Raw genomic sequence first — 23,194 nt, 5'->3', positions numbered from 1 at the left:
GTGCACTGTCTTTATCTGCACCTTTGCTCTGCACGTTGAGCTTAGCAGCGCTCAGACGGGGGTCGATGCACGAATTTTTTGACGAGGCGGGGGTTTTCGAGCGCGCAGCATGATTGATCGCACGGCGAAACATCGGGGCAACGATAACGCTCCCCGGACCATTGGATCCGAGCGTTCCGGCATGCTTGTGCTTGTGGGGGCGCCCGGCATCGACCTCAATTGATCTGACTGATCAGCGCTTCGATCGCCTCGGCGGCTTCCGCGGGTAACTCCTCCTCGGCTTCAGCGCGGACGATCATTTCTTCCGTGACGCCGGCTGCTTGTGCAGTCTCCAGTGTGGAAAGGTTCGCGCGCCGCCGGGCAGCATATAAACGTTGCGCCAGCGTGGCACCTGGGGCGGTTGCTCCCAGCCTCATTAATTCGTCATGGTGGCGGCGTACCGCGCCCAGCGCTTTGATCAATTCCGGGGTAATCCGGCTGATGCGGGTCGCTTGGACCGCTATCGCCTCAAGCTGACGCAAATCAGCAAGAATCGGCGCCGCCCGTTCGGTGAACTCGGGATCCTCGGTCGGCGGTAACGATGCGATGGCCAGACTGCATCCGTCGACGGCGGCATTGACGGCCTGCGCGATCAACGACGCCGGGCCGTCCGCGGGCCGGACGCCCGGGGGTGCATCGGGGGTTGCTGTGGGCTCTGCGGGCTCACCGCGGCGGATGCGGGTGATGGTCCCTGCGGGCCACTGCAACACTTCTTCGAGCTTGGCGCGGGTTCGTTCCCGGGGCCAGCTGCGGCCCTTTTCGAAGGCGATGAGCGCACCCGCGTTGATGATCCCGTCTGCCGCCAGGCTGCGCTGACTGATGTCGAGTTCGCGCCGGCGCGCGGCAGCGGCCGCCCCTGCGCGAACCACACCGGGATCCGGTGCGCCGGTCTGGGCGGTGGTTGTTTGACCGTCCGAGTCGCCCGCTGGTGGTTTTTCACGGCCGCGCTGTGCGGTGGAATCCGACGGCCTGACGACTTCGAACGTCAACGCCTTGCCTCCAGTGGGATCGCCGAACCGGACGATGGTTCTGTCGCTGACGGTCACCGAGCTTCTGCGTCGTCCGTCGACGAACATACCGCTTGGGCTGTCGTCGACGATCCGCCACCGTCCATCATCGGATACCGCTTGCAGATGTAACTGAGAGATCTGCGAATCGTGGATTTGTACGCCGGCCGCACGCGCGCGGCCAATGGCCACGAGGTCGCCGCGAGGCTCGATCGTGTGCGATGCGTCGCCGCTGTGCACGACCAGCAGTGCTGGCCCGGCATTCGACTCAACGTTCGGCATCTACGTCGGTTCCTCGCTCGTGGGCATTAGGGAGGGCTGGATGGCCGGTGATCCACCGGCCATCATCTTAACCGTTGCACCCTTCTAATGCTATGGCTTCGCTACGTTTTTGGATCCGTAGCCGCGACGGCCCGCTACCCAGCGCCTGTTGACCAAAACTCGGTTAAACCGGACTGCCGCTACGGTTCAGCTTACCTCGAAGTGTGGCAGCCAGGAACAGTTTCTATCCTGGGAGTACCGCTCCGGGCGGCCGGGTCCACGCCCGTTCGACCAGATACACAGCTGATTAACAGCATATATGCCGTGGCCGAAGAGGAATGTCCAACTACACTGAGACCTCGCGGAACCGGAGCCGTAGCACTGCTGGCCAGCGGAAAGCGTTAACTGTTGCAACGCGATGGTTGGTGGGATACGCTTCCGTGGCAGAAGCTACAAACCTGCAACGCTTTCTGGAGGAACGTAGATATGACCGCCATCGCCCTGTTCGAGGTCCCGCTCGGCGTTTGCACGCAAGACCCCGATCGCTGGACGACAACTCCCGACGACGAGGCCAAGACCCTGTGCCGGGCCTGTCCGCGCAGGTGGATGTGTGCCCGCGACGCCGTCGAGTCCGCGGGTGCGGAAGGACTGTGGGCGGGCGTCGTGATTCCCGAAGCGGGCCGGGCGCGGGCGTTCGCGTTGGGTCAGCTGCGGTCTCTGGCCGAGCGCAACGGTTACCCCGTGCGTGACCACCGGGTGTCTGCCCAATCGGCATAACGCAACCGCCAGGGAGCCGCTGATTCGAGGGGTCTGCGGTGGGGTGGCGGTGACATGCCCTGAATGTAGACAGCGCGAGGAATCGAAAGAGGTTTCTCGCGCTGCCTACGTTGGGCGCCGTGTTGCCCTACGGCCCGCCGAACGGATCGAATCGGAACACGGCGAGTCTTCCCGCCAGTGCCTCGAATTCGTCGGCCGTGCCGTCGCGCACCATCCCGGAACGCTTCGCGAAGGCGACACCGACCGGCACTTGAATAGGAAACGCGCGCAGCACCGGGCGTGCTTCCTCGGCAGTCAACTCGACGATGTGTACCCGTCGCGACCGGCGTCCCCGGGCCAGCGTGCCGGTGCGGGCGGCCCGGGCATTGGCCGCCCAGTCCCCGCCGGGATAGCCGGCCACAACGTAGAGTCCGCCCCGAAATTCGAACGGCGTCAGCGGTGTGCTGCGCGGGCGACCCGACCTGCGGCCTGGCACCGTGAGCACCATCGCGGGGCCGGTCGGTATCCCGAGCTTTTGCGCCGCCATCATGACCTTGTTCATTGGCTTGAGGTAGCGGGGCGGTTGGGGATTCAAAATGTCAGCCATGTCTGGACCTCCGCTCGATCGGGTTGGTGAATACGTCACGGTGCTGGGACACCCACTGAGCGAACGTGATCGCCGGGCGGTCCAGGATCTTGGCCACGTTGTGGGTGACCGGCGCGGGTTCGCCGACCGTCGACGCGAGCATGGCCAGATAGGCTTCCCCGAATTCGGCGGTGAAACCCACGGTGGTAAATCGGCGCCGCGCCTCATCCGGCGGTATTTCCCGATACTGCAGTGGACGGTTCAGGACGGCGCCAATGGTCTGTACGAGCTCTACGTTGGTCAACGCGTGCGGACCGGTTAACCCGATCTTCTGGCCCACGAGGTGGTCGGTGAGCAGGGCCCGTGCCGCGACCGCCGAAACATCGCTCTCGGCGATCGGGGCGTTGGAAGCCGCGGCATACGGGCCGGTCACTACATCACCGGCACGGATCTGCGCCGACCACATACCGCTGAAGTTTGTGGCAAACATCGTGGGCCGCAGGCTTACCCAGGCCAGCCCGGAGTCGACGGCGAGCTGTTCAACCTCCGCGTTGCGGTCCCCGCGGAAGCGCGATGGCTGCCGCGAGAAGTCGTCGTCGACATTGATGGCCGACAGCGCAACCAGCTTGGTGACTCCGGCGGCCACACACCGGGCGACCGCATCGGCGAGGGATTGGCCCAGCGCGCGGGAGTTGAGGAACACCGCCGATGCTCCCGGTAGTGCCGCTGCCGCCGAGCAGACCGTCTCGACGCCAGGGGGAAAGTCGGCGCAGCGCGGGGTGCGGGTGATCGCCCGCACTCGGGCGCCCGCGGCGGCCAGTTCGGTGACCAGAGGGCGGCCGACATGGCCGGTCGCTCCGGTCACGACGACGATCGTCACAGCGCACCTCCTTACGGGTGAGACGGCTACTTCACCAAGGACGCGCCGGAAGGTGGGAAAGTTACATCCCGCCTAAAGTCGGCGGAGTAACTTTTCTGGCCAACGAATCGTCGATGACTCATGAACCAATCACCGGCACCGAGCGACCAGGTCATCGAGGCCTGGCGACATCACCATTCGTATCTGGTCAATCTCGGGTACCAGATACTCGGCGATGTCGGTGACGCGGAAGACGCGGCGCAAGACGCGTTCCTGCGGCTTTCACGGGCGGATCCGAACCGGATCGACGATATCCGCGGCTGGCTTACCGTGGTCACCAGCCGGCTCTGCCTGGATCAGCTGCGTTCGGCGCGAGCCCGCTACGAACGGCCCGGCGACCCCGCCGTTGCCGACCGGCGGGCCACGATTGGCGAGTCACGCCGCTTGGACCCCGCTAACCGGGTCACCCTCGACGACGAGATCCGCACTGCACTGTTGGAAGTCCTGCGCAGACTCAGTCCCGCTGAGCGGGTGGCTTTCGTCTTGCACGACGTGTTCGGCGTCCCGTTCGGCACGATCGCCGAAACCGTCGGCCGCCCCGTTGGCACCTGCCGCCAGCTGGCGCGACGCGCGCGCGCCAAGTTCGCGACGGCACAACCAAGGTTGAGCGAAGTGGCCCCGGCCGAGCACCAGCTGGTCACCGAGAAGTTCATCACCGCATGTGCCAACGGCGATATCGCCGCGCTGACCGCGGTCTTGGATCCGACGGTCTGGGGGGCGGGGACGGTCCTGGCGGACCCGCCGCCGCCACCGCAGATCAGCCATGGGCCGCACGAGGTGGCCACCAACTTGCTGCGCTATCTGGGGCCGGGGGTGACGCTGGTCAGCGGCCCGGCCGGGGAGCCGGTGGTGCTGGCGTTCGGTGACCGGCGGCTCTTCGCCGTTGTTGTGCTCACCATCCGCGGCGGTCTCGTCGCCAAGATCGTGGCGACGGCGGACCCGTCGGCGCGCACGGCGCCGGCCCGACACGTACCGGCCCGCTCGTCGCGGGTCAGGCCACCGAGGTGATTGGCGGTGGGCAGCATGGGTTGTGCACGAGGAGATCCGGCGACCAGCCCGGTTACTGGGGCGGGTTGTCGCGCGCACCATCGGGTTGCGACGCGAAGTACCGCGCGACCGTCGCCGCGATCTCCCGGAACTTCAGCCGCGTCGCTGGCGCCATTTCGTGGCTCACATCGACGATGCCGCCGGGCCGTAGATGGGGATCGAAGGGCACCTGGACCACCAGCTGTCCGTGCTCGATGAATTCGCGGGCCAGCACCGACCTGGTGCGCTTGTCGGCGTGCCCGTCAGAATCGTTGAGCACCACGATGCTGCGTTGCAACAAACCCGTGCGGTCGTGGTCCGACAACCATTCGATGGTCTTGGCAGCGGCGGAGGCGCCATCCGCCCACGGTGAGGACACCACGATCAGCGCATCCAGATCACGCAGGACTTCTTGGGTGACCGCTGCGTCCATCGACGAGCCACAGTCGATAACCGAGATCGCGAAATGGCGATCCAGCCGCAGCGCGGCTTCCCGGTAGATCGCCGGATCGAGCACCCGGCGCGGACCGGGTGCCGGCTGGCCCGCCAGTACGTACAGCCCGGCGGAATTCCTGCCCAGGCGCCCGGCGACATCGGTGAACGACTGCAGGTTCTTGTCGGCGGTCAGCTCCCAGAACGAGTCGGCTACCGAAGGATCGATTCTGCTACTCAGCCTGCCGAACGCGGTGTCGGCGTCGATCGCGACGATCCGGTCCTGCCGGCGCAGTTCGGCGAGGACCGATCCGACGCAAGCCGCCACCGATGTCTTTCCGACACCCCCCTTGCCCACCACGCCGACCTTGTGGTTGCCATGCAGGACGGTGCGGATGGCCAAGTCGAACTCGGCCTCCTGGCGCTGCGTGCCCGATGGGCCCGGGTGGACAAGGCCAAAGGTGGCCAGCCGCGCGATGCGTCGCCAACCGCGCTCGCCGGGTTGCGCCCGACTGCGGACCGGCGCCAGGGCGGGATCGGCCCAGGGGCTCGGCGCGGGCGGCGGGACGTCAGCGTGCGGCGCCGGCTGGCGCGATGGTGACTGCGGGTCCGGCACTGGGCGGGGCCGGTCCGGTGCCGGGCGCTGCGGGATGTCGGATCGTGGCGTAGCCTGCGCCGGGTGCGGCAACGGCGGCGGGGGATCGGGCTGTCGTCGCGGTGCGGGCGCAGGTGGTGGTGGCCCGGGTGGTTTAGGGGGAGCAGCACGCGGGTGGGGCCGGGGCACGACAGCGGGCGGCGGTGCCGGTCGGGGATCTCCGGACCGCGATTGGGGCGGATATCCGCGAGGCGCGCCCGGTTGGTGTGGCCGCACCCGGTCCCGCATGAATTCGTCGCGTTCGTTCATGGGCTCCTCAGCTGACAGGCGACCGATCGCCGGCGGTGGCCGGCTGGGGCGGGCGCGGCCGATAGGCCCCGTGATCAGGCCGCCAACGCCGGATGCTGACCAGTATCGCCCAGTATCGGTTGGCGGCCTGCCGCGTGAGATGGGTTGGCCGTCCTGGACCGGCGGCTGACTAGTTTGTTGTCTGTTTTAGACTCTTATTAGTATTGTGCAAACTCTGGGGGGCTCCACGGCGTTGCCGCCGCGCCGACTTCCCCACGCAACAACACGGATACCCGCCGTTCCGGCGGCTGCTCGCGCCGCTGCAAGCGGCAACCAGGGGTGTCCTGTAGCTACCGCAGCAAACTTATCTAAGTGTTTCCTGTGGCTAGCGATCGGCTCGGCACGCAGGTAGCGCCGCCAATTGTCGACCGGGAAAGCTGCACGTGACATCGTGGTTGGTCGCTGGCCGCGCTGCAGGTACGGTGCCGCCGCTCGACGGGTTAGTATTGGGGAAAGTTGGCATGTCAGGCGGGTTTTGTCATATCGTTTTACGACTTGTCGAGCCCGATTCCAGGGTTAGGCGTTCAGCGGCGCACGGACGAAGCCCTGACCGGACTGTTTCCGCTTGACGGACAGCCGACCGACAAGACCGAAGGGGTCTCGCCCGCTACCTCCGGGTGCGGCCCCGTCGAATCCGCAAACGCGGCCGCGCAGAACGTCTGCTGAAGGGTTAGGTGGGAATGACGCCCAAGCGCGTCGGGCTGTACAACTCCGCATTCGAACACGATTCGTGCGGGGTAGCCATGGTCGTGGATATGCACGGCCGGCGTAGCCGCGACATTGTGGACAAGGCGATTACCGCGTTGCTCAACCTTGAACATCGCGGCGCCCAGGGCGCCGAACCGCGCAGCGGCGACGGCGCCGGCATCCTCATTCAGGTCCCGGACGCATTCCTCCGGGAGGTCGTTGATTTCGAGTTGCCCGCCCCGGGCAGCTACGCCACCGGTATCGCATTCTTGCCGCAGTCGTCCAAAGACGCGGCGGCGGCCTGCGCCGCGGTGCAGAAGATCGCCGAAGCCGAGGGGCTGCAGGTACTGGGTTGGCGAAACGTGCCCACCGACGACTCGTCGCTGGGTGCCTTATCTCGCGACGCGATGCCCACCTTCCGGCAGGTGTTCATCGCGGGGGCCTCCGGTATGACGCTGGAACGGCGCTGCTACGTCGTGCGCAAGCGCGCCGAGCACGAACTCGGCACCAAAGGCCCAGGCCAAGACGGGCCCGGCCGGGAAACCGTCTACTTCCCCAGCCTCTCCGGCCGGACGTTCGTCTACAAGGGCATGCTGACCACCCCGCAGCTGAAAGCGTTTTACCTGGACCTGCAGGACGACCGGTTGACCAGCGCACTGGGCATTGTGCACTCCCGATTCTCCACCAACACGTTCCCGTCCTGGCCGCTGGCGCATCCGTTCCGGCGAATCGCCCACAACGGGGAGATCAATACCGTCACTGGCAACGAGAACTGGATGCGGGCCCGTGAGGCGTTGATCAAAACCGACATCTTCGGCTCGGAAGCCGACGTGGCGAAGCTGTTCCCGATTTGTACACCGGGCGCCTCCGACACCGCGCGCTTCGACGAGGTGCTTGAGCTGCTGCATCTGGGTGGACGCAGCTTGGCCCACGCGGTGTTGATGATGATCCCCGAAGCGTGGGAACGCCACGCGTCGATGGACCCCGCGCGGCGCGCGTTTTACCAGTACCACGCGTCGCTAATGGAACCGTGGGACGGTCCGGCGTCGATGACGTTCACCGACGGCGTGGTGGTGGGCGCTGTCCTCGACCGCAATGGCCTGCGCCCATCGCGGATCTGGGTCACCGACGACGGTTTGGTGGTGATGGCCTCCGAGGCCGGTGTGCTGGACCTACCTCCGTCGAAGGTGGTACGCCGGATGCGGTTGCAGCCGGGCCGGATGTTCCTGGTGGACATGGCGCAGGGCCGCATCGTCGACGACGAGGAGATCAAGGCGGAGCTGGCGGCCGAGCACCCCTATCAGCAGTGGCTCGACCAAGGGCTGGTTCCGCTCGACGAACTACCGGCGGGTAAGGCCGTGCGGATGCCCCACCATCGACTCGTCATGCGGCAGTTGGCATTCGGTTACACCTACGAGGAACTCAACCTGCTGGTGGCGCCGATGGTTCGGGCCGGAGCCGAGCCGATCGGGTCGATGGGGACCGACACTCCAGTTGCGGTGCTGTCGCAGCGTCCCCGGATGCTCTACGACTACTTCCATCAGCTGTTCGCCCAGGTGACCAACCCGCCGTTGGACGCCATTCGCGAGGAGGTGGTGACCAGCCTGCAGGGCACCACCGGCGGTGAGCGTGACCTGCTGAACCCGGACGAGCACTCGTGTCACCAGATCGTGCTGCCCCAGCCGATTCTGCGTAACCACGAGCTGGCCAAGCTGGTCAGCCTCAACCCCGACGATGAGGTCAATGGGCGCCCGCACGGTATGCGATCCAAAGTGATTCGCTGTCTGTACCAGGTCGCCGAGGGAGGCGCCGGGCTGGCCGCCGCGCTCACCGAGATACGCGAGCAGGCGTCTGCGGCGATTGCCGATGGTGCGCGAGTCATCATCTTGTCCGACCGCGAGTCCGACGAGCGGATGGCACCCATACCGTCGCTGCTCGCCGTTGGTGCGGTGCACCACCACTTGGTGCGCGACCGGACCCGCACCCAGGTGGGTTTGGTGGTCGAATCCGGTGATGCCCGCGAAGTGCATCACATGGCGATGCTGGTCGGTTGCGGTGTCGCCGCGGTGAATCCCTATCTGGTGTTCGAGTCGATCGAGGACATGATCGACCGTGGCGTCATCGACGGCTTTTCCAATGGGCTAGATCGCGACACGGCGCTGAACAACTACGTCAAGGCCGCTGGTAAGGGTGTGCTGAAAGTGATGTCCAAGATGGGCATCTCGACGCTGGCCTCCTACACCGGTGCCCAACTGTTCCAGGCGGTCGGCATCTGCGAGGAAGTGCTCGACGAATACTTCACCGGGCTGACCTGCCCCACCGGCGGGATCACCCTGGAAGACATCGCCGCCGACGTCGCCGCCCGGCACAGGCTGGCCTACCTGGACCGGCCGGACGAACGCGCGCACCGCGAACTCGAGGTGGGCGGGGAATACCAGTGGCGCCGCGAGGGCGAGTACCACCTGTTCAACCCGGAGACGGTGTTCAAGCTGCAGCATTCCACGCGGACCGGCCAGTACAAGATCTTCAAGGAGTACACCCGGCTGGTCGACGATCAGAGCGAGCGGATGGCGTCGCTGCGTGGTCTGCTCAAGTTCCGTACCGGCGTGCGTCCGCCGGTTCCGCTGGACGAGGTCGAACCCGCCAGCGAAATCGTCAAGCGCTTCTCGACGGGGGCGATGAGCTACGGTTCGATCTCCGCTGAGGCGCACGAGACGCTAGCCATTGCGATGAACCGGCTGGGGGGCCGATCGAACTGCGGTGAGGGCGGCGAGGACGCCCGCCGCTATGACCCCGACCCTAACGGGGACTGGCGCCGCAGTGCGATCAAGCAGGTCGCCTCCGCACGATTTGGGGTTACCTCGCACTACCTGACCAACTGCACCGACATCCAGATCAAGATGGCGCAAGGTGCGAAACCTGGTGAAGGAGGCCAACTTCCGGGACACAAGGTGTACCCGTGGGTCGCCGAGGTCCGGCACTCAACGCCAGGTGTCGGACTGATCTCGCCGCCGCCCCACCACGACATCTACTCCATTGAGGATCTGGCGCAGCTGATCCACGACCTGAAGAACGCCAACCCGTCCGCGCGGGTGCACGTGAAGCTGGTCTCCGAAAATGGGGTAGGGACGGTTGCGGCTGGAGTTTCCAAAGCGCATGCCGACGTGGTCCTGATCTCCGGGCATGACGGCGGCACCGGCGCGACCCCGCTGACATCGATGAAGCACGCCGGCGCACCGTGGGAGTTGGGTCTGGCCGAGACGCAACAGACCTTGTTGCTCAACGGGTTACGCGATCGAATTGTGGTCCAGGTGGACGGTCAGCTAAAGACGGGCCGCGACGTGATGATCGCCACGCTGCTCGGGGCGGAAGAATTCGGCTTCGCCACGGCGCCATTGGTGGTCGCCGGCTGCATCATGATGCGGGTGTGCCACCTCGACACTTGCCCGGTCGGTGTCGCCACCCAGAACCCGGTGCTGCGCGAGCGGTTCACCGGAAAGCCCGAGTTCGTGGAGAACTTCTTCATGTTCGTTGCCGAGGAAATCCGGGAATATATGGCGCAGTTGGGCTTCCGCACCTTGAACGAGGCGGTCGGCCAAGCCGGTGCGTTGGACACCACGTTGGCACGCGCACACTGGAAGGCGCACAGGTTGGATCTGACGCCCGTGCTCCACGAGCCGGAATCGGCCTTCATGAATCAGGATCTGTACTGCAGCTCGCGCCAGGATCACGGCCTGGACAAGGCGCTCGATCAGCAGCTGATCGTGATGAGCAGGGAAGCACTGGATTCCGGGAAACCCGTCCGGTTCTCCACCACCATAGGCAACGTCAACCGCACGGTGGGCACCATGCTCGGCCACGAGCTGACGAAGGCCTATGGCGGCCAAGGCTTGCCGGATGGAACCATCGACATCACGTTCGACGGATCGGCGGGCAACAGCTTCGGCGCCTTTGTACCCAATGGAATTACCTTGCGCATCTACGGCGACGCCAATGACTACGTCGGTAAGGGGCTGTCCGGTGGCCGGATTGTGGTGCGGCCGTCCGACGACGCACCGCAGGATTATGTAGCTGAAGACAACATCATCGGGGGCAACGTGATTCTGTTCGGCGCCACCAGCGGGGAGGTCTACCTGCGCGGCGTGGTCGGCGAACGGTTCGCGGTGCGCAACTCCGGGGCCCACGCTGTGGTCGAGGGTGTGGGCGATCACGGGTGCGAGTACATGACTGGAGGCAGGGTGGTCATCCTGGGCCGCACGGGCCGTAACTTCGCGGCCGGTATGTCCGGCGGTGTGGCCTATGTGTACGACCCCAATGGTGAACTGCCGGCCAACCTGAATTCGGAGATGGTCGAACTCGAGACCCTCGACGAGGATGACGTGGACTGGCTGTACGGCACCGTACAGGCGCACGTCGACGCCACCGATTCCGCGGTCGGCCGGCGGATCCTGGCCGATTGGGCGGGACAGCAGCGTCACTTCACCAAGGTAATGCCGCGTGACTACAAGCGGGTCCTGGAAGCGATCGCTCTGGCCGAACGCGACGGCGTGGATGTCGACAAGGCGATCATGGCGGCTGCGCATGGCTGATCCGAGCGGCTTCCTCAAGTACACCGACCGGAAGTTGCCGCAGCGCCGGCCTGTCCCGCTGCGGCTGCGCGACTGGCAGGAAGTCTACGAGGAATTCGATAACGAGACCTTGCGCCAACAGGCGACTCGCTGCATGGACTGCGGCATTCCGTTCTGTCACAACGGATGTCCGCTGGGTAACTTGATCCCGGAATGGAACGACCTGGTGCGTCGGGGCCGCTGGCGCGACGCGATCGAACGGCTGCACGCCACCAACAACTTTCCCGACTTCACGGGCCGGCTGTGTCCGGCACCGTGCGAGCCGGCCTGTGTGCTCGGCATCAACCAGGATCCGGTGACGATCAAGCAGATCGAGCTGGAGATCATCGACAAGGCCTTCGACGAAGGCTGGGTGCAGCCGCTTCCGCCGCAGCAGCTGACCGGAAAGACCGTCGCCGTGGTGGGTTCGGGACCCGCCGGCCTGGCTGCCGCCCAGCAGCTCACCCGCGCGGGTCACAGCGTTACCGTTTTCGAGCGCGACGATCGCATTGGCGGATTGCTGCGCTATGGCATCCCGGAATTCAAAATGGAAAAGCGGCACCTTGATCGGCGTCTGGACCAAATGCGGGCCGAGGGAACCGAATTCCGGTCCGGTGTCAACGTCGGAGTCGACATTTCCGCCGAACAGCTACGCGCCGATTTCGATGCGGTGGTACTGGCCGGTGGTGCAACCGCGTGGCGCGAGTTGCCGATTCCCGGCCGCGAGCTGGATGGCATCCATCAAGCGATGGAATTTCTGCCATGGGCCAACCGGGTGCAAGAAGGCGATGACGTCCTAGACGACAACGGGCAGCCGCCGATCACCGCCAAGGGCAAGAAAGTCGTCATCATCGGCGGCGGCGATACCGGGGCGGACTGCCTGGGTACCGTGCACCGCCAGGGTGCGATCGCCGTGCACCAGTTCGAGATCATGCCGCGTCCACCAGACGCCCGCGCCGAATCCACCCCGTGGCCGACCTACCCGCTGATGTACCGGGTATCGGCGGCGCACGAGGAAGGTGGTGAGCGGGTGTTCTCGGTCAACACCGAGGAGTTCGTCGGCAAGGACGGGAGCGTGCGCGCGCTGCGGGCACACGAGGTGACCATGCAGGACGGCAAGTTCGTCAAGGTTGAGGACTCCGACTTCGAGCTCGAGGCCGACCTGGTGTTGCTGGCGATGGGCTTCGTCGGCCCGGAGAAGCCTGGCCTGCTCACCGACCTCGGGGTGAAGTTCACCGAGCGCGGGAACGTGGCCCGCGGCGCCGACTTCGACACTTCGGTTTCCGGTGTGTTCGTAGCCGGTGATATGGGCCGGGGTCAGTCATTGATCGTCTGGGCGATTGCCGAGGGCAGGGCCGCGGCGGCCGGTGCGGACCGGTATCTGATGGGTGCCACCGCGTTGCCGGCGCCGGTAAAGCCGACGGCCGCCCCGCTTCAGTAGTCACAATAATCACACCAGAAACATTTGATAATTGCTCGGCGCGTCGTTCTCTGTTTGCCAGAGTCGAGGTGTCTAATAACCAGATGTGGGCTTCGTCACATAGAGGTCGCGGGTGAGGTCCCAGTTGAATTGTCCGATCGCAGGAGTGTCACTGTGCGTACCAACCCAGTACCCCGGTCAAGGATGGGGCGAATAGCCTGGTCATGGTTTCGTCACCCGGTAAAGAGTCACGAGTTCCCCGCCAAGCACGAGCGCCTGATTACCGCTGAAGAGCTACTGCGCTTCGCCATCTAATCGCTCGGCCGGCGCCCCGCTTGGGCCGCGACGGGTTTGCTCATCTTTGTCGAGTTGTTATCTATCGGAGCCCCGGCTCCCGGACGTCTCCGCCGGTGCTTCCAGGGCGTCTGGACTGCCCGCAGCTGCGTTCTGAATCCAGGTGCGGGTCAGCTCGGCCGCTGCGGTCGATGTCCGACACCGCAACCCGCTCGGCGGTAAGGGGACGCGACCAATCGCCGGGCTGCGATGCGGATCGGTTCGGCAGGCCAGGCACTTTCGTGTATCGACCCGCCTACGAACTGCCGTCCCGACACGGTCGCCTGTGCGGTTAATCACCTGCGGCGTGCTGAGTTTGGAGCTGTATTGGATGTATGTCTAATATCTGTACCCGTCGGTTCCCCGTAATCAGAAGTTCACCGCGAGCTTCGGTGGAAGGAATTTTGTGTTACCTGTCCGCGTTGACGCGCAGTCACCTACCTTGCCCGGCAGTAGATTTCGGATGCCCGGCACGTCCCTTGGGCCATTGATGCGGCGTTGTCGGCGTTGAGTGCACCGATCTCTGCCATCACTAGTTAGTTCACTGCAGCGTGGAAGTCTGCTTTGAACGTTGCTATTTACCAACGGTTTTCGGCACCAAATAAGCTTTGTTTGATCGCCGATTTCAGGGCGAGTTGCCAGTTTGTGCTCGCCGTTCGACAGAGAGGATGTTGTGTTTCACTCCAAAACTGCCCGGCTGAACAACTTCACCCGGCCCGCGGTGGCCGGTGCGCTGATCGCACTGCCGCTCGTGGCTTTTGCTCCAATCGCTTCCGCGCGGATTCCGGCCGATCCGGATGCGGGCCCCGAAATTATGTTCGCCGAAAATGGGGTCGATCCCAACGGTTTGCCAATTGCGTTGGATGCGCCGGGAAATGCGCAAGGAAATGATTTGGCACTGCAACAGGAGCCGAACGAGTTGGGTCTGGAGCAGCTGGAGGAGCCGGTGCCACCGTCACCTCTAGCCCTTGATGACGAGGATCTGGCCTTGCCGGGCCCGGAAATTGACATTCCCCGCGAGGTATGGATTCAGGGTATTGAAGACGTCCTTGTGAGTCCTCCGCCTCTGAGTCCGCTGCCTATGGATGACCAGATTGTGGCAGATTTGATGGCTGCGGTAGACGCACCCGACATTCAGCCGACAGGCGACTAGGCGATCCAGGACAGCAAGAAGCGCGGGCACGGTTGAGGTAGTTCACTGCTGCTCGATCTCGACGGTGTGATGGTTGAGGCGGTGCAAGCGCGGTGATGGTGGCATTCGCGTAGTTTGGCTACAGCCCGCCCACGGATTGGGTTGGAGTATGTCCGGAATGTGGTTAGCAAGCACAGGACGGTCGGGACCGACCTGCATATCACGTTGGCTGATGCACACCCAACCCTTGCTTCTCCTGGCCTTTCCCGGCAGTTGATCTCGGGCTCTGGCACAGGACGGTAGCACCCTAGAATAGCCGAACCGCTCAACGTAGTGCATCGGTCCGCATTGCCTACAGGCTCCCTTGGGCGATTGATGCGGCGTTGTCGGCGTTGAGTGCACCGATCTCTGCCATCACTAGTTAGTTCACTGCAGCGTGGAAGTCTGCTTTGAACGTTGCTATTTACCAACGGCTTTCGGCACCAGATAAGCTTTGTTTGATCGCCGATTTCAGGGCGAGTTGCCAATTTGTGCTCGCCATTCGACAGAAAGGAATGTCGTGTTTCACTCCAAGACAGCGCGGCTGAACAACCTCACTCGGGTGTCCGTAGCCGGTGCGCTGATCGCACTGCCGCTCGTGGCTTTTGCTCCAATCGCTTCCGCGCGGATTCCGGCCGATCCGGATGCGGGCCCCGAAATTATGTTCGCCGAAAATGGGGTCGATCCCAACGGTTTTCCAATTGCGTTGGATGCGCCGGGAAATGCGCAAGGAAATGACTTGGCACTGCAGCAGGAGCCGAATGAGTTGGGCCTGGAGCAGCTGATACCAGGCCAAGGTGTGGAGAATTCGCCTGGACCTATCATCATGGAATACTCGCCGGAGCCAACCCAGCCGGATGCGGCGAATTAGCCGGCCCCTCAGGGATGTCGTTCAAGGCGTAGCCGGGTTCGGCTGCGCGAGGGTTGACATTCTTGTCGGCCAAGCTTCATCAATGTTGCCGAGGATATCCCGAACGCCGTGACGCCGACGCCGTGCGAAACGCCGGCTCGGGCAACGACAACGCCACTCGGTCCAGCTACGGCGCGAACGACGTACTGAGCCGGCTCCGGTGGAAGATCTGGATCGGCAACTCCATCCGCGCCACACCCGCTTTGCGATCGATTGACACGATCACGAAGCGGGTGTGGTGTGTTCCCGATTGCCCGACGCCCGTTGGTGTGGCCCCGCGGCGCGGTGACGACGCCCGAGAAGGCCGGCACTCACCTTCCACCAGAGTCGTTCGACACGCTTTAGACTCGAACCGACAATGACCTACGCCCTCGGAATCGACACCAAGCTCACTATGTTGGCGGCCGGACTGATCTTTCTTCTGGCGCTTGGTCTTGGGGTGTGGAAGTACCGGCAGATCATGGTCACCGATGAGCACCGTGCGCACCCATACGTCGACATCGCGCACCGCGCGGCGTTGCTGTACGCGTTCGCGACGCTGCTGATCGCGGCCTTCGTCGAGCTCAGCGTCTGGCCGGGATGGGTAAATCTATCCGCGGCGCTGGTGGTGGTGTTCTTTTTCGTGGCCGCCATCGCAAGCTATATCGTCCACGGTGCTCGACGCGACACCATCAACCAGTTCGAACCCCCTACGCGCGGAATCGAGGTCGCGATGGCCTCGCTTATCGTGGGCGAGATGGGTGGATTCGCGGTGATTTTCGCCGGATTCGTCGTCGGGCAACTGTTGTGAGTCAGCAGCGATGGATCCGGTAACCGCGCTGCGGCAGATCGCCTACTACAAGGATCGAAGCCGCCAAGATCCCAGACGCGCCATGGCGTATCGAAAGGCCGCCGACATCATCGAGGGTCTTGACGACGCAGCGCGGGAGCGGCACGGCCAGGCCAATAGCTGGCAGTCACTGCCGGGCATCGGGCCCAAAACCGCAACGGTGATCGCTTCGGCCTGGGCCGGCCGTGAGCCCGACATTCTGGTCGAATTGCGTGCCGCTGCGCAGGATCTCGGTGGCGGCGAGGTCCGTGCCGCGCTGCGCGGGGATCTGCACCTGCATTCCAACTGGTCGGACGGGTCGGCGCCGATCGAGGAGATGATGACCACCGCGGCGGGGCTGGGCCACGAGTACTGCGCGCTGACAGACCACTCGCCGCGGCTGACGATTGCCAACGGCCTGTCGCCGGATCGGCTGCGGGAACAGCTCGACGTGATCGAGCGGTTGCGTGACAACTTCGCACCGATGCGCATTCTCACCGGAATCGAGGTCGACATTCTCGACGACGGCAGCCTGGATCAGGAACCCAAGTTGCTCGACCGCCTCGACATCGTGGTGGCCAGCGTCCACTCGAAGCTCTCAATGGATTCCGCCGCGATGACCCGCCGGATGGTGCGTGCCGTCTGCAACGGCCACACCGATGTGCTGGGTCACTGCACAGGCCGGTTGGTCGCCGGTGACCGTGGGATCCGGCCCGAATCGAAGTTCGACGCCGAGGCGGTGTTCACCGCCTGTCGTGATCACGGCACCGCGGTGGAGATCAATTCCCGTCCGGAGCGCCGTGACCCGCCGACCAGGCTGCTGAACCTCGCGCGCGACATCGGCTGTGTCTTCAGTATTGATACCGATGCCCACGCGCCCGGTCAGCTGGATTTTCTCGGGTATGGCGCGGAGCGCGCACTGTCCGCGGGTATTCCCGTCGACCGCATCGTCAACAGCTGGCCGGTCGAGCAGCTGTTGCAGTGGGCTGCAGTCGGGTAGATGCGCCCATCTCGAGGCCCAGATCCCGGCCGACCAACACCGCGGGGATGAGCGCGGCGTTGCCGTACCGGCGACGCACCTGGTCGACGGCAGTGTCGACCCCGAGCGAAACCCCGGTAAACGGCAGCATCAGCTGCTGAGCACCGCTGCGGTCGATGCCCGACACCGCAAAGCCGACTAGCGTCAATCCGCGCTCCGCGATGGCGGGCGCGGCCGACGCGACCAACTGTCGGGCGGTGCCAAGGATGGGCTGGGTCGACGCCGTTGCCCACCCCAAGGTGTGTGATCGGGTCGCCCGGCTGAAATCGCCGAACCGCAGTCGCAGCACCACGGTCCGCCCGGTCCGCCCCGCGGCGCGCATCCGGCCGGTGATCCGATCTATCAGGGTGACCACCACCGCGTCGAGCTCGGCGGACGACATGGGGTTGCCGGCGCGGCCCAGGGCACGCTGCGCACCGACAGATCGGCGCCGTACGCCGGTGGTCACCCGGCGACCGTCGATGTTGCGGGCCAGCGCATACAGTTGGCGGCCCATTGCCGCACCCAGCAGTGACGCCAGCGTCGACTCGCTGAACTCGGCGACGTCGGCGACGGTGTTGATGCCATGCGTGTGCAGCTTGTCGGCGGTCACCGCACCAACGCCCCACAATCGGCGAATCGGCAACGGATGAAGGAACTCCAGTTCCCGATTCGGCGGCACCAGCAGCAAGCCGTCGGGCTTGGCTTCCTGGCTGGCGACCTTGGCGAGGAACTTCGTTCGGGCGACGCCGACAGTGATGGGCAGGCCAACCTGGTCGCGAACATCGGCGCGCAGCCGCGCAGCGATCTGGACGGGTGCGCCGGCAACCCGGCGCAACCCGCCGACATCGAGGAACGCCTCGTCCACCGAGACCGGCTCCACCAGCGGTGTGCAGTTGCGAAACACGTCGAACACGGCCTCGCTGGCCCGCGTATAGGCCGACATTCGCGGCGGTACCACCACGGCGTTCGGACACAGCCGTCGTGCCTGGGCCCCGCCCATCGCGGTGCGCACGCCGTAGGCCTTGGCCTCGTAGCTGGCGGCCAGCACCACCCCACCGCCGACGATCACCGGACGGCCACGCAACGCCGGGTCGTCGCGCTGTTCGACGGACGCATAGAACGAATCCAGATCCGCGTGCAGGATGGAAGCCTCACACCGCACGAACATATGTTCGCACGCACGGCCGACAAGTCGCGAGACGAATCCGAGCTAGCGGGTCTCGCCGTAGATGCTGGTCACCCAGATGTGTACCAGTGTGTCCAGCACGCGAGGTTCCGGCACCGACGGCTGCTCGGCGGCGAATGACGCGAAGAGCGTCCGTTCGTTCATCAGGTTGAGCGCGGTGGCCAGCTCCCGTGCCGGCAGGGTGTGCGGCGCCGCACCGCAGTCGCGTTCGGCGTCGATCACCGCGGCGGTGTAGGCGATCCACTTCTGCATGAACGTCGACCACAGTTCGGCGACGTCGGCACTGGTTGCCTTGGCGGCCTGACTGGCCCGGGTCACAGCCTTGTGCGATCCGAACGTCTCGAAGAACACGTTGATCCCGGTGCGCCACATGTTGTCGCGGTCGGTGTCCGCCCGATCGATCAGGGTTTCCAGCGCAGTGTCCGCCTCGTTGACCACCCGGTCCAGCAGGGTCAGCAGCACCGCTTCCTTGGAAGGGAAATAGAAGTAGAACGTTGGCCGTGAGATTCCGGCGCCCTTGGCCAGATCGTCGACGGAGATATCGGCGAGTGGTCGGTCCTCAAGCAAATTCTCGGCGGTGGCAAGGATCGCCAGTTCACGGTCGTCGCCGGACGGCCGCGGGGTGCGCCGGCCCCGATGCAGCGAAGCCGGACTGGCGGCGGAGGCGGTCACGACTGGCAGCTTACTACGTGTAGACAGTTTCGACACGTCGTTGACGGAGTCAACATTGCGTTGATAGCGTGGGTCCATGACTGAGCATCTGGACGTCGTCATCGTGGGCGCCGGCATTTCCGGTGTCAGCGCGGCCTGGCACCTGCAGGACCGTTGCTCCACCAAGAGCTACGCGATCCTGGAGAAGCGGGAAGCCATGGGTGGCACCTGGGATCTGTTCCGTTACCCCGGAATTCGCTCCGACTCCGACATGTACACGCTGGGTTTCCGCTTCCGTCCGTGGACCGAGCGCCAGGCGATCGCCGATGGCAAGCCCATCCTCGAGTACGTCAAGAGCACCGCGACCATGTACGGAATCGACAAGCACATCCGGTTCAATCACAAGGTGATCAGCGCCGATTGGTCGACCTCGGAGAACCGCTGGACCGTGCACGTCGACAGCGACGGCACGCCGAGCATGCTCACCTGCTCATTCCTCCTACTGTGCAGTGGCTACTACAACTACGACCAGGGGTACTCGCCCAAGTTCGCCGGCTCGGAAGACTTCACCGGCCCGATCATCCATCCGCAGCACTGGCCCGAGGATCTCGATTACGAAGGCAAGAACATTGTCGTGATCGGCAGTGGCGCAACCGCCGTCACTCTCGTTCCGGCGCTGGCGGATTCGGGTGCCAAGAACGTCACGATGCTGCAGCGCTCACCCACCTACATCGTGTCTCAACCGGAGCAGGACGGCATCGCCGAGAAGCTCAACCGCTGGCTGCCGGAGAACCTGGCCTACACCGCAGTTCGATGGAAGAACGTGCTGCGGCAGGCGGCCGTGTACGGCGCTTGCCAGAAATGGCCGCGGCGGATGCGGAAAATGTTCCTGGGCTTGGTCCAGCGCCAGCTGCCCGAGGGCTTCGACGTGCGAAGGCACTTCGGACCGCACTACAACCCGTGGGACCAGCGATTATGCCTGGTGCCCAACGGCGATCTGTTCCGGGCCATTCGGCACGGGAAGGTCGAGGTTGTCACCGACACCATTGAGCGGTTCACCGCCACCGGAATCCGACTCAACTCGGGTCGCGAGTTACCGGCCGACATCATCATCACCGCAACCGGGTTGAACCTCCAGCTCTTTGGCGGGGCGACAGCTACCGTCGATGGACAACAAGTGGACATCACCAAGGCGATGGCCTACAAGGGCATGATGCTGTCCGGCATCCCAAACATGGCGTACACGGTTGGTTATACCAATGCCTCCTGGACGTTGAAGGCCGACCTAGTGTCGGAGTTTGTCTGCCGCTTGTTGAATTACATGGACGACAACGGCTTTGACGCCGTGGTAGTGGAGCAACCGGGTTCAGATATCGAAGAGCGGCCGTTCATGGAGTTCACCCCGGGTTATGTGCTGCGCTCGCTAGACGAGTTGCCCAAGCAGGGCTCGCGCACCCCGTGGCGCCTGAATCAGAACTACCTGCGCGATGTTCGACTCATCCGGCGCGGCAAGATCAACGATGAGGGTATGCGGTTCGCCAAAAAGCCTGTCGCCGTGCCGGTTTAGGCTAGCAGCTAGACCACGACGATGCCGTCGTCGTCACTGTAGGCGATATCGCCCGGAACGAATGTCACCCCGCCCAGCGTGATCTCGACGTCGCGCTCTCCGGCGCCGGTCTTGGTGCTTTTGCGGGGATTGGTGCCCAGCGCCTTGATGCCGATGTCGATGCCGCGCAACGCGGCGGCGTCTCGCACCGCGCCATGGACGATTAACCCGTTCCAGCCGTTGGAGCGGGCCAATTCAGCGATAAGGTCACCGACTAGCGCGGCATGCAGCGACCCGGCGCCGTCGATCACCAGCACGCCGCCCGCACCTGGCTGCGAGAGGACCGACTTCAGCAGCGCGTTGTCCTGAAAACACCGCACGGTGCTGATCGGTCCGGCGAACTCCGATCGGCCGCCGAACTGGCGGAACTGGAGGTCACAGCTGCGCACGTCGGGCCCGATGTCGTCGACGAGATCGGCGGTTGGCCGAAACGAGATGGTCACCGCGCTGCCACCGCGTTCAGCGGCGGCGCAGCTGCCGGATCAGCAGCAAGGCCAACAGGCTGAGCGTGACTGCAATGATCAGCGGCACGGGCGAGTGGCTCGGTGACGGCGTCGACGTGCTTCCCGCCAGTGGGTCGTTGGCACCCTCCACGGCCGATTTCGCTTGTGCCGCTGCATCTTTAGCCGCCGCGTCAAGCTGGCCGTTGGTTTCGATCCGCTGCTGCAAACCGACCGGCGCCGCCGGCGGTTGCTCGCCCACCGTCGGGGGTGCGGATTTAGCGGCCTTAGCGGGTGCCTTCTTTGCGGGTGCCTTTTTGGCGGGTGCTTTCTTTGCAGGTGCTTTCTTGACGGCCTTCTTAGCTGGCTGCCTTTTAGCCGGCGGTGTGGGTGCGTCGCCAGGCTCGCTGTCGGGTCGATCCTGCGGGTCTGCCATGCGGCCGCTCCTTTACAGCTTTGTCGTCGCTCACTAGGTCGCAGAACGCTCGGGTCCCATCATGCCAGCACACGTTGCTGAGTCATCCGGGCTACCGAGGTTGATTGCCTAGGGCCGGCGCCGCACGGCCCACAATGCGGCCACCGCGACCACCGCCACTGTCCCCAGGACGAATGGCCACGTCGGGACGTCATTGGCGTCGGTGGCCGCGACCACGGATCCGGGTGCACCGGTGGATACCTGCGCGGCGTGCGCAAACGCCACTGCCGGGTTCGCGATCGCGATCAGCACCAAGGTGGCCAGTACAAGGCCCATACCCGCGGTCATTACGGCGCGCTTCCCGCTGACGGACGGACCACCACGAGACGGGTGTGACGTGTGGGGTGCGGTCATCGCGCCGGCGGTTAGGTCAACCCGAGCCGGGCCATCAGGTCCGCCTCGATGCCATCCAGCTGCGACGAGATTGCGGAGTGCGCCGCCCGGCGCCGCTGGGCCGGCATGTGCTCCGCGGCCGCGACGGCCGCCGACAGATCGGCGAGCCGATCGGCAACAGCTGACACGAACTGCTTGGTCTCGACGTCCTTGGGCTTCTTCTCCTGCACCATCCGCAGCGATCGCTCGGCTCCACCGATCCGCGCCGACAACCCAGCGCCATGCCCGGAAAACCGGCCGATCTGTGCCAGCGGAACTCCCAGCTGATCGGCGCGACGCTGGTCGATCAGCCCGCGAGCAGCCATCGCCGCCCGGTAGATCACCGGCGTCAGTATCGGGGCGAGTAGCCGAGAAACCGTCAGCACCCGGCGGATCCGCGTCGGTGACAGCAACTTGCCCTCGCGGGCCGCCTTGAGCTCGGCTTCGGCGACCTTGAGCGCCGCCCGGTCGCTGTCCCGCTGGGCCTTGAGCTGCGCCTTGAGCGCCTTGTCTTCGGCGCGCTGGGCGGCCCGGATGCGGCGCGCTTCGTTCTTGGCGGACAGCTTGGCCTCGAGTTTGGCGCGGGCTTTGATCGCGCGGGCCTCAGCGCGACGGGTCGCGCGGCTCTTCCGCTTGCCGAACAGGCCCATTGCCGGCCGCCTCCCGGTATCTCGTCGACTATCGCCGTGCGTGTGCGCGATCGCTGGGCCAACCCTAATCGGAGCAGCCGGACGGCAACCCGCCAGGTCGGGCGGACCGGTCCGCCGCTATCCGGGACCAAAGCGTGTCGAACGCGTGGCGGGGTTAAGCGTCGAGCCCTTCCGCGCTGCGCAGCTCGTCGACCCGGTCCAAGAGCTTCTGCTGCGCGTGGGCAGGCAACCCGTGGGCCCGCTGCGCGATCCGGCGCACACCGTCGTCGCGCATTGTGGCCAGCCACTGCAGTTCCTTGTCGAGCTTCTCGTAGTACTCGTCGTCGGTGAAGTAGGCCGCCTTGATGCGGAAGAAGTTGGCCAAGGCGGCCATGGTCGCCGCCGACGGGTTCGTGCGGTTTCCGGAGCGTAGCTGCGATAGGTAGGGAGCCGACATCGTGATGCCCTCCGCCTTGAGCGCCGCGATCACCTCCGCGGAGGTGTGCGGCCCGCGTCCGGGCGGATAAACCGTGTCGAACAGGCGGTTCAGGCGGGCAGCGAACGTCGTGCTCATCGATATGACCTCCACCGGGCTCCAGGAGCAAACGGTTATCTATATGTATTTGCTGATCATGGTAGCGACAGTTGTGTCTACAACCAAGTGCAAACCTGAGCGGATCGGGTACCGGTGTTGCACGCGGTCAACGAGAGCACTCCAGATGAGCGTCCAACCGAAACGGTGACGTGTCCACAAGATGAACGGATTTCACAGGTTATCCGCAGAAAACACGCTGAGAACATGCGCTCCATTTTGTCGCGCGCGGGTTCGGCGAAATGATCACATCGACCGTGTCGGCCGGATATGCCCGACTCCGGGCAACCGGCAGCAGACGGGGACCCGCCGAGATA

General features: G+C 64.8%; 19 protein-coding genes and 1 pseudogene. 9 read left to right on the top strand and 11 right to left on the bottom strand.

Going from position 1 to position 23,194, the window contains the following annotated elements; all coding sequences use genetic code 11:
- Positions 1 to 215: 215 nt before the first annotated feature.
- A complete protein-coding gene (locus AADZ55_RS23160) occupies positions 216 to 1,328 on the bottom strand; it encodes an FHA domain-containing protein (protein ID WP_119184939.1) in 1,113 nt (370 codons plus the stop codon).
- A 465-nt stretch (positions 1,329 to 1,793) separates the two neighbouring features.
- On the opposite strand from AADZ55_RS23160, the gene AADZ55_RS23155 reads away from it, so the two are divergent.
- On the top strand, positions 1,794 to 2,084 hold the full coding sequence (locus tag AADZ55_RS23155; protein WP_085324681.1) for a WhiB family transcriptional regulator: 291 nt from the start codon (positions 1,794 to 1,796) through the stop codon (positions 2,082 to 2,084).
- A 127-nt stretch (positions 2,085 to 2,211) separates the two neighbouring features.
- On the opposite strand, the gene AADZ55_RS23150 is transcribed toward AADZ55_RS23155, so the two are convergent.
- Positions 2,212 to 2,670 carry a nitroreductase family deazaflavin-dependent oxidoreductase gene (locus tag AADZ55_RS23150; protein WP_085324680.1) on the bottom strand — a complete coding sequence of 153 codons (459 nt, stop codon included), beginning with the start codon at positions 2,668 to 2,670 and terminating at the stop codon, positions 2,212 to 2,214.
- Positions 2,663 to 3,529, bottom strand: coding sequence for an NAD(P)H-binding protein (locus AADZ55_RS23145; RefSeq protein ID WP_119184938.1), 867 nt, complete (start codon positions 3,527 to 3,529; stop codon positions 2,663 to 2,665). Before AADZ55_RS23145 ends, AADZ55_RS23150 begins: the two co-directional genes overlap by 8 nt.
- A gap of 120 nt (positions 3,530 to 3,649) precedes the next feature.
- Between AADZ55_RS23145 and sigI the strand changes: the two genes are divergently transcribed.
- Positions 3,650 to 4,576: an RNA polymerase sigma factor SigI gene (gene sigI, locus AADZ55_RS23140; protein WP_085324679.1), complete on the top strand. Its 927-nt coding sequence runs from the start codon at positions 3,650 to 3,652 to the stop codon at positions 4,574 to 4,576.
- 52 nt (positions 4,577 to 4,628) lie between these two features.
- On the opposite strand, the gene AADZ55_RS23135 is transcribed toward sigI, so the two are convergent.
- Positions 4,629 to 5,930, bottom strand: a complete 1,302-nt coding sequence (locus tag AADZ55_RS23135; RefSeq protein ID WP_085324678.1) for a MinD/ParA family ATP-binding protein — start codon at positions 5,928 to 5,930, stop codon at positions 4,629 to 4,631.
- 719 nt (positions 5,931 to 6,649) lie between these two features.
- Here AADZ55_RS23135 and gltB point away from each other — a divergent pair.
- The 6 genes from gltB (at position 6,650) to AADZ55_RS23105 (ending at position 16,905) form a co-directional block, all read left to right on the top strand.
- A complete protein-coding gene (gene gltB / locus AADZ55_RS23130; RefSeq protein WP_085324677.1) occupies positions 6,650 to 11,245 on the top strand; it encodes a glutamate synthase large subunit in 4,596 nt (1,531 codons plus the stop codon).
- A complete protein-coding gene (locus tag AADZ55_RS23125) occupies positions 11,238 to 12,704 on the top strand; it encodes a glutamate synthase subunit beta (RefSeq protein ID WP_085324676.1) in 1,467 nt (488 codons plus the stop codon). Before gltB ends, AADZ55_RS23125 begins: the two co-directional genes overlap by 8 nt.
- Before the next feature lie 985 nt (positions 12,705 to 13,689).
- Positions 13,690 to 14,169, top strand: a complete 480-nt coding sequence (locus AADZ55_RS23120; protein ID WP_085324675.1) for a hypothetical protein — start codon at positions 13,690 to 13,692, stop codon at positions 14,167 to 14,169.
- Between the two features lie 538 nt (positions 14,170 to 14,707).
- Positions 14,708 to 15,058, top strand: coding sequence for a hypothetical protein (locus tag AADZ55_RS23115; RefSeq protein WP_085324674.1), 351 nt, complete (start codon positions 14,708 to 14,710; stop codon positions 15,056 to 15,058).
- A 397-nt stretch (positions 15,059 to 15,455) separates the two neighbouring features.
- Complete coding sequence (locus AADZ55_RS23110) at positions 15,456 to 15,887, top strand: hypothetical protein (RefSeq protein WP_085324673.1); 432 nt, start codon at positions 15,456 to 15,458, stop codon at positions 15,885 to 15,887.
- Positions 15,888 to 15,897: 10 nt separating this feature from the next.
- Complete coding sequence (locus AADZ55_RS23105) at positions 15,898 to 16,905, top strand: PHP domain-containing protein (RefSeq protein ID WP_085324672.1); 1,008 nt, start codon at positions 15,898 to 15,900, stop codon at positions 16,903 to 16,905.
- Here the strand turns inward: AADZ55_RS23105 and dinB are convergent.
- Positions 16,897 to 18,094 (bottom strand): annotated as a pseudogene (dinB, locus tag AADZ55_RS23100) (DNA polymerase IV); the annotation flags it as partial. The gene AADZ55_RS23105 and the pseudogene dinB sit on opposite strands and share 9 nt — an antisense overlap.
- A gap of 42 nt (positions 18,095 to 18,136) precedes the next feature.
- Positions 18,137 to 18,784, bottom strand: coding sequence for a TetR/AcrR family transcriptional regulator (locus AADZ55_RS23095; RefSeq protein ID WP_085324714.1), 648 nt, complete (start codon positions 18,782 to 18,784; stop codon positions 18,137 to 18,139).
- Positions 18,785 to 18,860: 76 nt separating this feature from the next.
- On the opposite strand from AADZ55_RS23095, the gene AADZ55_RS23090 reads away from it, so the two are divergent.
- On the top strand, positions 18,861 to 20,330 hold the full coding sequence (locus tag AADZ55_RS23090; RefSeq protein ID WP_085324670.1) for a flavin-containing monooxygenase: 1,470 nt from the start codon (positions 18,861 to 18,863) through the stop codon (positions 20,328 to 20,330).
- Between the two features lie 8 nt (positions 20,331 to 20,338).
- On the opposite strand, the gene rraA is transcribed toward AADZ55_RS23090, so the two are convergent.
- The 5 genes from rraA to AADZ55_RS23065 form a co-directional block, all read right to left on the bottom strand.
- The gene (gene rraA / locus AADZ55_RS23085; protein WP_085324669.1) at positions 20,339 to 20,812 is read right to left on the bottom strand and encodes a ribonuclease E activity regulator RraA; all 474 of its coding nucleotides are present in this window, start codon (positions 20,810 to 20,812) and stop codon (positions 20,339 to 20,341) included.
- Between the two features lie 16 nt (positions 20,813 to 20,828).
- Entirely contained in the window at positions 20,829 to 21,245 is a 417-nt protein-coding gene (locus tag AADZ55_RS23080; protein WP_085324668.1) for a nucleoid-structuring protein H-NS, read from the bottom strand.
- Between the two features lie 108 nt (positions 21,246 to 21,353).
- Complete coding sequence (locus AADZ55_RS23075; protein WP_085324667.1) at positions 21,354 to 21,638, bottom strand: hypothetical protein; 285 nt, start codon at positions 21,636 to 21,638, stop codon at positions 21,354 to 21,356.
- Positions 21,639 to 21,649: 11 nt separating this feature from the next.
- Positions 21,650 to 22,306 (bottom strand): DUF6474 family protein, encoded by a 657-nt coding sequence (locus AADZ55_RS23070; protein WP_085324666.1) that lies wholly within the window; start codon positions 22,304 to 22,306, stop codon positions 21,650 to 21,652.
- Between the two features lie 154 nt (positions 22,307 to 22,460).
- Entirely contained in the window at positions 22,461 to 22,859 is a 399-nt protein-coding gene (locus AADZ55_RS23065) for a helix-turn-helix transcriptional regulator (protein ID WP_085324713.1), read from the bottom strand.
- Between the last annotated feature and the right edge of the window lie 335 nt (positions 22,860 to 23,194).

This window comes from Mycobacterium decipiens (assembly GCF_963853665.1).
Classification (GTDB): domain Bacteria; phylum Actinomycetota; class Actinomycetes; order Mycobacteriales; family Mycobacteriaceae; genus Mycobacterium; species Mycobacterium decipiens.
Note: the sequence above shows the minus strand (reverse complement) of the source record. Positions and strands in the feature narration are given on the sequence as shown.